This window comes from Chryseobacterium sp. MYb264 (genome assembly GCF_035974275.1).
Lineage (GTDB): Bacteria > Bacteroidota > Bacteroidia > Flavobacteriales > Weeksellaceae > Chryseobacterium.
In genome coordinates this window covers 3,751,428-3,764,523 of sequence record NZ_CP142422.1, presented here as the reverse complement: position 1 = coordinate 3,764,523, position 13,096 = coordinate 3,751,428, and the positions used below count along the sequence as shown (strand labels likewise).

Here is a 13,096-nt window from a genome sequence, read left to right as displayed (position 1 = left end):
GACAATTTAAGTATACAAAAGTAGGTAAAATTAAAAAATAGAACAGTATGTTAACAGATCAAGAAATGCTAAACATAGCAGAACGATTTATTAAAAGAAAGACCGATAAAGATATTGAAGCAGTAATTTTAACAGAAGAGACGATTAAAAAGCCTTATGGTAATATTTATTATTGTCAATCAAAAGAATTTCTTTTAACAAGGGATTTCAATAAAGTACTAACCGGTACCCCCCCCTTTTTAGTAGAAAAAAAGACAGGTAGAGTCGTTAGTTTTGGTACAAGAATGAGATTAGAAAATTATTTACAAGCCTACGAAAATGGAACCATGTCTACCGCTTTAAACACTTATTGGTATCCGGATGAAGACAGGTTTGAATAAATGATCTGCAAATAATCTCTAATAAAAAAACAGCATAAAAATTACGAGGGCACTGAAAAAGTAAACTTCATTAAAAAAAATAAGCAAAACTTTAAAAGTTTTGCTTATTTTTTTATCTTCAATGTAAATTTCAATAGCAAAGCAAATGTTAATACAGCAAGAAAAACTTCCGTTGAGTGCCTATTCCGGTTTGTATGATTTAATTGTACCGAAGGAAAACCTTCTTAGAAAAATTAATGAGCTGATTGATTTTTCTTTCATCTATGATGAGCTTTTGAGCAAATACTGCTTAAACAATGGTCGCAATGCTGAAAGTCCGGTACGGATGTTTAAATACCTGCTTTTAAAAAGTATTTATACAGTTTCTGATGTAGATGTGGTAGAGCGTTCCCGGTATGATATGTCCTTTAAATATTTCTTGGATATGACTCCGGAAGAAGATGTAATCAATCCCAGTTCCCTTACAAAATTCAGAAAACTGCGTTTGAAAGATAGTGATCTTTTAAGCTTGCTCATTGGTAAAACCGTGAGTATTGCGATTGAAAAAGGCATCATCAAATCCAGATCCATCATTGTAGATGCCACTCACACCTTGTCGATGAGCAATCCTTTTTCAACGATAGAAGTATTGCGGGAGCGCTCAAAACTGCTTCGCAAGACCGTTTATCAGTTTGATGAAGAATTTAAAACTAAAATGCCCTCAAAAAATATTGAAAATGATTTAAACAAAGAATTGGATTATTGCAGAGAACTCGAAAAACGCATTGAAAACGAAGCTTCTATCAGGGAGATTCCTGCTGTAAAGGAGAAGCTGAATCTTTTGAAGGAAACAGTGAGAGACACCGGGGAGCAGATGGTTTTTTCAAAAGATGCCGACGCTAAAACGGGTCACAAATCGGCTGACAGTTCTTTTTTCGGATACAAAACGCACTTGGCGATGAGCGAAGAGCGGATTATTACGGCGGCCGTGGTAACTTCGGGAGAAAAAGGCGACGGCCCGGAACTGCCAAAATTACTGCAGATGAGCCAGGACAACGGGATGGAGGTAGATGCCATCATTGGTGACGCTGCTTACAGCGGAAAAGAAAATCTGAAAATTGCGGGCGAACAAAATATTAAAATAGTAGCCAGACTTAATCCTTCCATCACCCAGGGTTTTCGAAAAGATGAAGACCGTTTTGATTACAATAAAGATGCCGACCGTTTTGTGTGTCCTGCAGGGCATTTGGCGATTCGCAAAGCTCGTGGCGGGAAGAAACACGTAGGCGGAAATCAAGTGGATACCTATTATTTTGATATTGAAAAATGCAAGGTTTGCCCATTAAAAGAAGGATGTTATAAAGAAGGAGCAAAATCTAAAACTTATTCGGTTTCCATAAAATCAGACTTACATAAGGAGCAAATGATTTTTCAGGAAAGCGATTATTACAAAGAAAAATCGAAACACCGCTATAAAATCGAAGCCAAAAACAGCGAGCTTAAAAACGTACACGGCTACGACAGGGCGATTGCAAATGGTATTGAAAATATGCAAATGCAGGGTGCAATGGCTATTTTCACTGTCAATTTGAAGAGAATCCTGAAATTAATATAGAGAAATCGATCTATACTCCGTCTTTTATAAACATCGCAGGCGTGGCGCAATATCAATCCCGTTAAACCTCAAAAATTTGATACTGAAAAAAAGAAAAAAAGCTTATTACGAAGGTTTAATTTTCGTAATAAACTCTTAATTCTAACTCCAAATCAATTGGTAATTCTATATGAACGGGGTTTTTCAGTGCCCTCAAAATTACTGCTGTTTTTGTTGTTTTTACGATTAATAAAAATATTATGCTAACAGACAAAGAAATGCTAAAGATAGCAAAACGTTTTGTAAGAAGAATAGTAGATAAGGACATTGAGCCGATAATATTATTGGAAGAAATAATCAAAAAAAATTATGGCAATATTTATCGCTATCAGTCTAAAGAATTTCTTTTAACAAAAGATTTTAATAAAGCATTAGGTGGAAATGCACCTTTTTTAGTTGAGAAAAAGACAGGAAGAGTGGTTACTTTTTCTTCAAGAATGACCTTAGAGAATAATGTGAAAGCCTATGAAAATACAAATATGGCACCTAGTTCAGATCTTTATTGGTATCCTGATGAGGATAGGTTTTCAAGTAAGTAATCAAATATAGATTTCAAATAGCGGTAGTAATTTTTACTATCGCTATCGGCTAAATTAGATGAATTGCTAAGGAAAAATTTAATTGATAAAGAAAACACTCTGTACTCAATCACCGTCAAAGGTTTAGAATATTTAAAAAATAATACTGAAAAATAAAATTCAAAAGACGGCCTCTTTAACTTTACAACCTTTTGAAGTAAGGGAAATCTGAAGCAGAAATTAAAAAAATACTAGAAGATGTATATTCATTTGAGAAAAGAGCTTATTTTCATGAAAGAGCATTTCAAACTGCAACCGAAATGGATGTAGAGTACAAAACAATTGAAAGTATGCTAGAACATATTTTTTACACTTATCCTTAAAATTAATATTATGAAAATAGAATTTAAAGAATTATGTGATGAAATAATTAATTGGAAAGTTAATAATGTAAGACCAAAAATTTATTTAAAAAAAGCAAAAGATGAATTGTCTACAGATGATTTTTATTTTGCTGTAAGCTGGTTATTAACATGGCTAAAACAAACAAAAATAGAATTAAAAAATTTAGAAAAGTATGAGTTAGGTCATAAGAAAACTTATCAAAAATATAATTTACTATTTCAGCATTGTCCCTTTATGACTGAAATATTTGAATTACATCCTGATGTTCTTACCTGGAATCCCTTACTAATACAATCTGATATTTTAGAGATTAGAGACTATATAGATTCAAATTATAAACCACTAATAAGAACTAGAAACAGTAAACAATAAAAATCAATAACGTTGAATAGCTGACTAAACTCCAATATAAGATAAATAATTTCTATATTACGCCGCTTCCCCCGAAGCGGTTTTTTCATTTCCAAAAACAGCTACTTTTACAAAAGACTTGCTCACAAGAGTTCTGGAATTTATCCAAATGCTGGTCCGCGAGTTTAAGAAAGGCGTAAAAAATCTTTTTGCCCAATTAGAAGGTTTTCTCGATGAGATTTTCGGATTTGGTGAAAAAGTGGGAGATCATGCGCTGACGCCTGCGGAGAAGAGGGTGAAGGAGAAGCAACAGAGAATAAAAGAAAAACTGGAGAGGAAGAATAATAAATATTCTCCTGATAGTATAAAAGGTAATGGAATTTATAATGGGAAAATTCTCTCAAATGCAGATATTGAAGATTGGGCAAAATTATTGAAAAAGAAATTTGGAACAACATTAAAAAAAGTAGACAAATTTGAGGGTTCAAGCATTTTAGCTCAATTTGATCCCAATACCAATACAATTCTTTATAAACAGAATGTAACAGAATATTTAATGGCACATGAGCATTTTCATGCTGAAGAAATGTTTAAAATTGGATTTGATGAATATGTAAAAGATGCTCCATTGCGGGGAGTAAAAGAAATTGATTATACTACTGATAATTGGAAAAGATTATATAAAAGAGAAAAATATGTTTATGACCAATTGGTGAAAAATGCCAAGAAGTTTAACCTTAATAATGAAGAGTTATATCATGCTTTTATTTATCTTGATATAGAAATAATAATCAAATTAGAAAAAAGAAATATTAAAATTCCAAAAATATAAAATTATGATAGAAAAGAAATTAGAAAAAAGTTTAGAAACTTTTCTACAAGAAAACAATAGAACTTATTATAAAGATTCTATTAATTATGTTGGATTAAGGAAAATGAAAATGATAGACAATAGCTTTAGAAAGTTACATATTGTTTCATTTATGGTCTCTATTTCTGACCAACCTTATGATGGCGATGCATTATATTCAGCTACATTTGATGAAAAAACGCATAAAATGATTTTTATTCTTGGGCCTCAATCTTTTGAAAAAATAGAAGAATAATTTTTTAACCGCTTCCCCCGAAGCGGTTTTTTCATTTCCAAAAACAGCTAATTTTACCAAAGACTTGCTCACAAGAATTCTGGAATTTATCCAAATGCTGGTCCGCAAGTTTAAGAAAGGCGTAAAAGATCTTTTTGCCCAATTAGAAGGTATTCTCGATGAGATTTTCGGGTTTGGTGAAAAAATGGGAGATCATGCGCTGACGCCTTCGGAGAAGAGGGTGAAGGAGAAAGTAGAAGCTAGAGAAAAAAGATTAAACGAAAAAACAAGTTCTAAGAAAAAATTAGGACAAAAACAAAAAGATTACTTATCAAATTTGATTCTAGACGTAAACAAATGAATAGGCGTCGCATTAAACAAAATTGGGAGACATTTTTTTCAAAAAGAATTAGAGAACTTTCTTATGAGGACTTATTAGTACTTACAAAATATAGAAAAGGCTCACTAGAGTTCTCTAATATAGCATCAATGAAAGTGAAAGTAATACTCAAAAATGGTGAAGAGCATTTTTTTGATTACATTGCTCATTCTGGTAGAGGCAAAAAAATAGAAAATAGTATTGGCGCTCCCAGTAATTCTGGAAATAAAAAACTTTTTTACGACAGTGTTGAGGATGATTACAGATGGTACGATAGCGAAAATAAAACGTTAGTACAAATGGATAATGATTTGGTTTTGCTAGATATGTCAGGGGCTAAAGTGGAAATTAGTTTGAAAACAACATATGAACCCTGTATAATGTGCAAACGAGAATTAGATATAAGAAGAAATTGGTATAATACTATAATAAATGTAGAACATCCTTTCTTCAAAAATGAATATGGAAAATATATAGGAGTTAAAGGTCATGACCAATTGCAAAATTTATTAAATACTAGAAAATAATGGAAATTAATTATTTAAAAACAATGAAATCCAACCCCGTTATCGTTGGAGCAAAAAATGAAGGAATTATTGAATCTCAGATCATAAAAATGGAGCAGTTTTCAAAAAACAGATTTCCAAATTCCTATCGTGAATTTCTATTTTTAGGAGGTAAAAACAATAATATTTTTCAGTCTTCAAGTTCTTCAAGTTTTAATACGTTTAAGAATCTTAGAGAATGCGTAGAAAATGTATTGACTGAAGATAATTACAAAATAGAAAAAGATTTTTGGGTAATATCTGCTTTAGATGGTGGAGAACAATTTCACTTCTTTTTTTATGATGAGGGAGAAAATCCTCCCGTTTATTACTATTGCTCATATCTAGATGAATGGGAAAATGAAAGAGGAGAAGGTGTGCCTGGGTTTAAAAAAATAAATAATACTTTTTCTGAATTCGTAGAAAAAAAAATTAAAGCCCTAAAATCTTAAAATCCTTCACAAAAAACTAACACACACCCTTTGTTGTATTAAGCAATATACTTTTGTTAGAAACTTTTAATATTAAAAAAAATATTTTTATTTGACAAATTATGGCTTCATTAACAAAGATTCTCATTTATAATGATTTAACCACTTCATTTGGAGTGGTTTTTTACTCTCAAAAATCGTTACTTTTACAAAAAACTTGCTCACAAGAATTCTGGAATTTATCCAAAATCTTATCCGCGAGTTTAAGAAAGGCGTAAAAAATCTTTTTTCTCAATTAGAAGGTTTTATCGATGAGATTTTCGGGTTTGGTGAAAAAGTAGGGGATCATGCGCTTACGCCTGCGCAGAGGAGGGTGAAGGAGAAGCAAAAGTTAATACAGGATAAAATTGAAAAGAAGAATAATGTTGAAAGAGGAAAACAAGCAAAACAGAATAAACGTCGCTTCGAAAGCTTTAAAGAAAAATGGGAAGGAAAATCAATTATTGAGCTCAGCAAGACTGAAATTACAAATGCTTTAAAAGGGTATACGGAACAAGCAAATAAAGTCGCAAGATTAATTGAAGAAGGAAAAATGGAATTTAGAATTCTTGATGATGTTGAATTTGAAAAGATATTAATAGATTCTGGTGACACTTTAGAAGAAGCAATAGGTACAGCTGCTTTCTGCATTGATGAAAACACATTTTACCGTGCGTCTACATCAGCCGAAAAATTGTTAAGCGAATTTGTACATGAAGGAACTCATGCTCTAGACAGTCTGGAAGACTTTGTTGGAGATACCTACCAATGGGAAAAAAGAGCTTTCTTTCATGAAAGAGCTTTTCAGGAATCGGTTGGTCTTGATAAGGATTTTGATACTATCAGAGAAATGTTAGATTTTATTTATGTTAATTATTAAAAATGAATATAAAAATTAAAGAATTATTGAATGAAATGATTCAATATAAGAAAGAAAGAAAGCCTATTAAATATTTGCAAAAAGCTTTTGATGAAATGGGTGACAGAGAAATCTATTTTCCTCTTAGTTATTTACTTTCTTGGCATAAAGCCTATTTCTTTGGCGCAGAAAAACCAGATAGATATGAAATAGAAGAGGTTGGCTCTAAAAGATATGCACTGCTTTTTGAAAAGTGTCCGGAACTTAAAAAAGTATTTTCTGTACATAAAGACCATATAGGTTGGTCTGCTAATCTTTCTGATGAAGAACAGGATGAAGTAAGAAATTATATTCATGAAAATTTCACTGTTCAAATTAGAATAAGAAGAGATGCAAGTTTAAAGAAAAAATAATCTAAATATTTCAACCGCTTCCAACGAAGCGGTTTTTTCGTATCTAAATGCTGGTCCGTGAGTTTAAGAAAGGCGTAAAAAATCTTTTTGCCCAATTAAAAGGTGTTTGAAAACTTCAGGTATATCTTAGATAAGCTCATTATAAATACTTATTCATCATTAAAAAAAAACGCAAATACGTCGTATTTTGTCGTATTAAGCTCTTATATTTGGAGCAGAAAAATTTCCGAATGAAAAAAGATTTTTACCTGACAAGATACGCTTTAATTATAAAAAGATTAGAAAATTCCCCGGCTACCTATTCGCAGCTGGAGGATTATCTGCTCAATTCTTTCGAATTTCAGGATGCGAATATCAAAAGCTACTCCATTCGTACATTGCAAAGGGATATTCGCGAGATCTCTGATCTCTTCAACCTTTCCATTCACAACAAGAAAAAGGGCGATAACCGGTATTATATTGAGAGCCGCCCCACGATGGAAGAAGAAGAATACAACCAAAAACTCCTGGAATCTTTTCAGGTAAGCAACGCACTGAACAACCATCCTGATTTTTCCAAGTACATCTTTTTTGAAAGCCGAAAACCTACCGGCGCTGAAAATTTTTATGACCTTTTCTTTGCCCTTCGCAATAAAAGAGTGGTAAGTTTTGAACACTATAATTATAAAAATAAACAGATGACTTCACGAAAAGTTCATCCGTTGGCCTTAAAAGAATCCAAAGACAGATGGTATCTTATCGCGATTGACACCAAAGATCAAGTCTTAAAGTCTTTTGGTTTAGACCGAATTAATTATCTGGATGTTCACAAAACTAAGTTTAAGGAAAAATACCGTTATAACTTCAGAGAACATTTTAAAAATGCATTCGGAGTGATGAATCTTGCAGAACAAAATCCTCAAAAAATTGTGATGAAATGTACTAAGCATCAGGGAGAATATATTAAAAGCTTTCCGCTTCATCAGTCTCAAAAAGAAATAAAAGAAACCCAGACTGAGACTTTTTTCGAGTTTTTTCTACATCCGACCTATGACTTTATGCAGGAAATTTTATCTTACGGAAAAGAAGTTCAGGTTTTGGAACCTAAAGTTTTAGTTGATGATATCCGAACGCATTTACAGGAATCACTGAACAATTATCTTGAGCAATAAAGCCGTATTTTTATAGATTTTTTTGATTATATTTACATAAATATATCAATTTGAGATCTCTATTTCTTGTTTTGTTTTGCCTTATTTCTTCTTTCTGTTTTTCACAGCAGACAGAGGAATTCAAACATGTAAAAGGTTTTTACAACCAACATCGAAATATGCTCACCAGTGAATTTAAAAAGAAATTCGATGCAGAAGCGAATACATTCAGCAAAACATTAATCAGAGAGGATTTCGTTCTTTTCATGAAGAAAATGGACAGCATTGAAAATGTAGCCCTGATTGGGGCTTTATTGAAAGTTAAAAATCTGGAAGATCTCAAAATGATCAGTCTGAAAAATGAAAAAAAAGATTCTTCTGATCATTTGACGAAAACACCTGCGGACATTCAGAAAAACGCAGATTATCCGGGTGGAATTAATGCATTGAGGAAAGAGGTTTCAGATCTCTTCTATTCTCCCGGAGTATATTCTGAAAACAAACTGATCAAAACCAACGTAGCCTTTATCGTTGAAAAAGATGGCAGCATCAGTAACGTCCGTGCGCAGGGAGAAAATTTCACCTTCAACAGACAGGCAGAAATTGCGATGTATTCTGTTTCAGAGAAATTCAGTCCGGCAGTTGTTAATGGTAAATCGGTACGGTACCGTTTCAGCCTTCCTTTAACTATGAATATCGACAGATAAATGTTTACCGACGAGTATTTTATGAAAATGGCTTTGCAGGAAGCCGAAATTGCTTTGGAAAAAGATGAAGTTCCCATCGGATGCGTGATAGTTTCCAATAACCGAGTAATTGCGAGATCACACAATCTCACCGAAGCTTTACATGATGTTACCGCTCATGCCGAAATGCAGGCGATTACTTCCGCAGCGAACTTTCTGGGCGGAAAATACCTTATCAACTGTACCCTATATGTTACGATGGAGCCTTGCGTCATGTGTTCGGGAGCGCTTTCTTGGTCACAAATTACCAAGGTGGTGATTGGCGCGCGAGACGAGCAGCGAGGATTCATCAACAAAAATTTATCCCTTCATCCCAAAACAGAGATTGTTACAGGAATTTTAGAAAGCGAATGCTCTTCTATTGTGAAAGAGTTTTTTAGATCGAAAAGATAAATCAATCCTTATTTTTAAAAATAGAATACATCGGGATATCGTAATATTTCCCGTCTTTCTTCAGATGTTGTTTTAAAATAGCTTCCTGCTCCATTCCTATTTTCTGCATGATCTTTCCGGAAGCCGGGTTATGAGGAAAATGAATCGCAAAGATCTTGTTAAAGTTCAATTCATTAAATCCAAAATCGACAACAGCTCTGGCAGCTTCTGTCACATATCCTTTATTCCAGAAAGTTTTTGCCATCCAGTACCCCATTTCTGCTTTATCATGACCTTCATCGTGCAGACCAATCGCTCCGATCATTTTTCCGGATGCATCGCGGATCGCGAAAGTATACCCTTTCTTAGAGGTGAACGCTTCTCTCACCAGTTTCAGCCAGAAATCACCATCTTCTTTTCGGTAAGGATAAGGGATTGTAGATGTATAATCAGAATATTCTTTATCCTGCATATATTCTATAACCAACGGAAGATCGTCTTCTTTTAATTCAGAAAGAATCAATCTTTCGGTTTTTATTGTGGGGAAATTTTGCATACTTTACTATCGTTCATCTCCAGGTTAGAGTAAACATGCATCCAGATGCTCAACCTGAATCTTATTTATAAATCTTTTCCTAAAAAGTACAGTCCTTTTAAAGTATGAAGCCTGTCCATAATATGGATTTTATCTGTCAATGGCTTATAAACATGAGAGACACCTCCCGTCGCAATCACGAAGCAGTCGTCATTTACCTCATCATTAATTCGGTCGATAAACCCTTCTACCATCCCCAAAAATCCGTATACCATACCGCTTTGCATGCAGCTTACAGTATCCAGACCAAGAACTGTTTTCGGCTTTTTCAACTCAATTTCGGGCAGCTGTGCAGTGTGGCTGATTAACGAATTTAAAGCGGTGATAATTCCCGGAGCAATAATTACCCCCAAAGATTCTCCCGTTTCCGAGATACAGCTTGCCGTAAGTGCCGTTCCGAAATCCAAAACAATTTTCTTTTTTCCGGGATACAGCATATGCGCCGCTACCAGATTGGCGAAAATATCCGTTCCTCTCGACTTCGATTTTGCCTGTACCACAGACGGCGTTGTACTGTCTACGATAACCGGAGCAACATCATGAATTTTCCTGATGGCAGCACTGATTACCTTGGTAAGCTGAGGGACTACAGAACCGATAATGACTTTATCGATCTCCCTGGGTTCAATTTTATACGTCTGATACAACATCAGCATCTGTACATACAGTTCGTCTGCCGTGCGGTAAGGTTTTGTATTGATGACCCACGAAACATCACAATTATCATCATCAAAAAGTCCAAATCTGATATTGCTGTTTCCTACGTTGATTACGATTGAATTCATTTATTTACTTTTCAGAAGAATTTCATTAAATACTATTGAAACTCTTGCTTTATTTTGAGGGAATAAATTTAATGATTTTCATAAAAACTATCCCTTAATCTGCCATAAAATGCTCTTCTGTATAAAAATATCATGAATAGGATGAAGTTAAAATTTATTTGTGCAATAAAAACCGAATTAAGACCAAATTATTTTTACGGAGGTTACAAACAAGGTTGTTTTAAATAAATGTAGTAAGTATTTTGTTTAAAACAACCTTGTTTGTAATAAAATACAAAGTGCGGAGATTTAAAACAGGGGTGTTTGCAATAAAATACAAACTACTTTTGTTTCCCACATATTGTTTGAAATCAAATGATGATAATTATTTACTTAAGTGATACTAATTTCTATTTAATTAATAATTTTTGGACGCATAAAGTATAGAATCTTTAAAAAAATATATTTTTTTAATCCGTCTTCTGTCGTAATTAAGTAAAAGAGAATTTAAAGAAACAAAAAAATCCCACAGCTAACTGCAGGATTCTATATATTTTAAAAGATTACTTACTTCACTTCAACAAAATTATCTTCCATATTCACATCTGCCAATCGTTGGCTGAAATCAATACCTAAAACAGATAACTGAGATTTTGTATAAGGAACCGTTACCGTATATTCCTTTTGAGTCCAAGGCCAGTACGGCATGGTTTTAAACTCACCATACGCATCTTTTTCTTTCCAAGTATGTGTCATATTTAAAGGAATCTGATACGTCACAATTTTCTTATCGGTAGTCATAATACTGAAATCAATCGGCATCGGAACCTGACCTTTATTAATCAAAGTAATCGTCGTAGATTTTGCATCGTATTTCACATCTTTAATGCCATAATCAATGGTTTTTGTGGTGTTGATCCAATAGTTTTGGAACCATTTCAAATCCATCCCCGAAACCTTCTGAGCGATATGTAAAAAGTCTCTGTCAGACGGGTGTTTCATTGCCCACTGATCGTAATATTGTTTTAATGTTTCAGCCAAATTCTGCTCACCCATAATATAACCCAACTGTACCAAATACAATTCCCCTTTCACATAAGAAGCATACGTATAAGACGTTCCGTTGTCGTGGTGATCGCCTAACCAAACAGCCGGTTCTTCAATTCCTTTTTTGATGAAACTTCTGTAAGCATTTAATCTTTCCATAAACGGATTCGGCAGTTGTTCAGGAAACAGCTGATACATTACATATCCTTCCGCATAGCTCGTAAAGCCTTCATCCATCCACGGGCGCATCGATTCGTTGGTTGCCAGCATTTGCTGATACCAGGAGTGAGAACCTTCATGAGCCATCAATCCCATTAAATCTTTAATATTTTTAGCTTCTCCAAGGATCATGGTACACATTCCGTACTCCATTCCGCCGTCTCCACCTTGGATAAATGCGTACGTTGGGTACACATATTTCCCGAAATGAGAATTCATGATCTGGAAATATTTCGTTACATAAGATTGAGCTTCCTCCCAAACTTTTGTTTTATCATTTTGTTGATACACAAAGAATACTTTCGGACCCTGTGGAACATCAAAACTTTTTACGATATAATCTCTGTCGGCACTCCAAGCGAAATCAAGAATATTTTTCGCAGTCCATTTCCATGTCGCTTTTTTATTTTTTTCGGCTTTGATCTTTGCATTCGCATCGTAACCTTTTACTTCTGTAGGATTTTCAAGAATTCCTCCAGCTCCCACAACATAATCTTTATTGATTTTTATCGTCACATCAAAATCTGAAAACGGAGCATGGAACTCTCTTCCCATATAATCGAAAGTCGCCCAGCCATCGTAATCGTATTCTGCAATTTTCGGATACCATTGCGTCATCGTCATATCAACGCCTTCTCTGTTATTTCTTCCGCTTCTACGGATTTGTTGAGGAATCACCGCATCCCAATCCATCGTGAAAGTAGTGGTTGAATTTGGCTTGATAGGTTCCGCCAAATACACTTTCATGATGGTTTCCTGAACTTCAAATTTCAGGTCTTTGCCGTTTTGTTTGATCCAGTGAATATTTTGTGCTCCTTCCTGATCTTTCGGAATAGAAGCCAATCTTGAAATTCCATCTTTTTGCAATCTCGAATCCCCATTTTTTCCCTGACTGGCCACTCTTTGATCCATCATCGAGTTGGGTTTAAAGGCATTCCAATACAAATGGAAATAAACAACATTGAGCTCGTCCGGAGAATTGTTGGTGTATTCTAAAGTCTGATTTCCTTGATAAGTAAATTTTTCAGCGTTCACATCAATATCCATCTTGTACTTCGCACTCTGCTGATAATAAGGGCCCTGCTGAGCCTGAAACTGAGAAATTATAAACGCAAACAGGATTGCAACCGATTTTTTCATTTAAAATTTTTTATTTTTCTAAAGGTAGTTAATTTAAACAAGAAC

The 13,096-nt window shown here is 34.0% G+C and carries 17 protein-coding genes; 14 read left to right on the top strand and 3 right to left on the bottom strand.

Annotated elements, in window-relative coordinates:
- Window positions 1-47: 47 nt before the first annotated feature.
- From VUJ46_RS16330 to VUJ46_RS16265, 14 genes are all read left to right on the top strand, one after another.
- The gene (locus VUJ46_RS16330) at window positions 48-380 is read left to right on the top strand and encodes a hypothetical protein (protein WP_326981785.1); all 333 of its coding nucleotides are present in this window, start codon (window positions 48-50) and stop codon (window positions 378-380) included.
- A gap of 145 nt (window positions 381-525) precedes the next feature.
- A complete protein-coding gene (locus VUJ46_RS16325; protein WP_326980898.1) occupies window positions 526-1,974 on the top strand; it encodes an IS1182 family transposase in 1,449 nt (482 codons plus the stop codon).
- A 239-nt stretch (window positions 1,975-2,213) separates the two neighbouring features.
- Window positions 2,214-2,552, top strand: coding sequence for a hypothetical protein (locus tag VUJ46_RS16320; RefSeq protein WP_326981784.1), 339 nt, complete (start codon window positions 2,214-2,216; stop codon window positions 2,550-2,552).
- 372 nt (window positions 2,553-2,924) lie between these two features.
- Window positions 2,925-3,308 carry a hypothetical protein gene (locus VUJ46_RS16315; RefSeq protein ID WP_326981783.1) on the top strand — a complete coding sequence of 128 codons (384 nt, stop codon included), beginning with the start codon at window positions 2,925-2,927 and terminating at the stop codon, window positions 3,306-3,308.
- Between the two features lie 118 nt (window positions 3,309-3,426).
- Window positions 3,427-4,119: a zincin-like metallopeptidase toxin domain-containing protein gene (locus VUJ46_RS16310; protein WP_326981782.1), complete on the top strand. Its 693-nt coding sequence runs from the start codon at window positions 3,427-3,429 to the stop codon at window positions 4,117-4,119.
- A gap of 4 nt (window positions 4,120-4,123) precedes the next feature.
- On the top strand, window positions 4,124-4,393 hold the full coding sequence (locus VUJ46_RS16305; RefSeq protein ID WP_326981781.1) for a hypothetical protein: 270 nt from the start codon (window positions 4,124-4,126) through the stop codon (window positions 4,391-4,393).
- Between the two features lie 94 nt (window positions 4,394-4,487).
- A complete protein-coding gene (locus VUJ46_RS16300; protein WP_326981780.1) occupies window positions 4,488-4,733 on the top strand; it encodes a hypothetical protein in 246 nt (81 codons plus the stop codon).
- 128 nt (window positions 4,734-4,861) lie between these two features.
- Window positions 4,862-5,278 carry a hypothetical protein gene (locus VUJ46_RS16295; RefSeq protein ID WP_326981779.1) on the top strand — a complete coding sequence of 139 codons (417 nt, stop codon included), beginning with the start codon at window positions 4,862-4,864 and terminating at the stop codon, window positions 5,276-5,278.
- Window positions 5,278-5,748, top strand: a complete 471-nt coding sequence (locus VUJ46_RS16290) for an SMI1/KNR4 family protein (RefSeq protein WP_326981778.1) — start codon at window positions 5,278-5,280, stop codon at window positions 5,746-5,748. The genes VUJ46_RS16295 and VUJ46_RS16290 overlap by 1 nt, the downstream gene beginning before the upstream one ends.
- Before the next feature lie 196 nt (window positions 5,749-5,944).
- Window positions 5,945-6,646, top strand: a complete 702-nt coding sequence (locus tag VUJ46_RS16285) for a hypothetical protein (RefSeq protein ID WP_326981777.1) — start codon at window positions 5,945-5,947, stop codon at window positions 6,644-6,646.
- A gap of 2 nt (window positions 6,647-6,648) precedes the next feature.
- A complete protein-coding gene (locus tag VUJ46_RS16280; protein WP_326981776.1) occupies window positions 6,649-7,038 on the top strand; it encodes a hypothetical protein in 390 nt (129 codons plus the stop codon).
- A gap of 230 nt (window positions 7,039-7,268) precedes the next feature.
- Window positions 7,269-8,189: a helix-turn-helix transcriptional regulator gene (locus VUJ46_RS16275; protein ID WP_326981775.1), complete on the top strand. Its 921-nt coding sequence runs from the start codon at window positions 7,269-7,271 to the stop codon at window positions 8,187-8,189.
- A gap of 158 nt (window positions 8,190-8,347) precedes the next feature.
- Window positions 8,348-8,875, top strand: a complete 528-nt coding sequence (locus VUJ46_RS16270) for an energy transducer TonB (protein ID WP_326981774.1) — start codon at window positions 8,348-8,350, stop codon at window positions 8,873-8,875.
- Window positions 8,876-9,307 carry a nucleoside deaminase gene (locus tag VUJ46_RS16265; RefSeq protein ID WP_326981773.1) on the top strand — a complete coding sequence of 144 codons (432 nt, stop codon included), beginning with the start codon at window positions 8,876-8,878 and terminating at the stop codon, window positions 9,305-9,307.
- Between the two features lies 1 nt (window position 9,308).
- Here VUJ46_RS16265 and VUJ46_RS16260 read toward each other — a convergent pair whose 3' ends face one another.
- The 3 genes from VUJ46_RS16260 to VUJ46_RS16250 form a co-directional block, all read right to left on the bottom strand.
- Window positions 9,309-9,842, bottom strand: coding sequence for a GNAT family N-acetyltransferase (locus VUJ46_RS16260; protein WP_326981772.1), 534 nt, complete (start codon window positions 9,840-9,842; stop codon window positions 9,309-9,311).
- Window positions 9,843-9,907: 65 nt separating this feature from the next.
- Entirely contained in the window at window positions 9,908-10,666 is a 759-nt protein-coding gene (locus VUJ46_RS16255) for a type III pantothenate kinase (protein WP_326981771.1), read from the bottom strand.
- A gap of 546 nt (window positions 10,667-11,212) precedes the next feature.
- A complete protein-coding gene (locus VUJ46_RS16250; RefSeq protein ID WP_326981770.1) occupies window positions 11,213-13,051 on the bottom strand; it encodes a M1 family metallopeptidase in 1,839 nt (612 codons plus the stop codon).
- Window positions 13,052-13,096 lie beyond the last annotated feature (45 nt).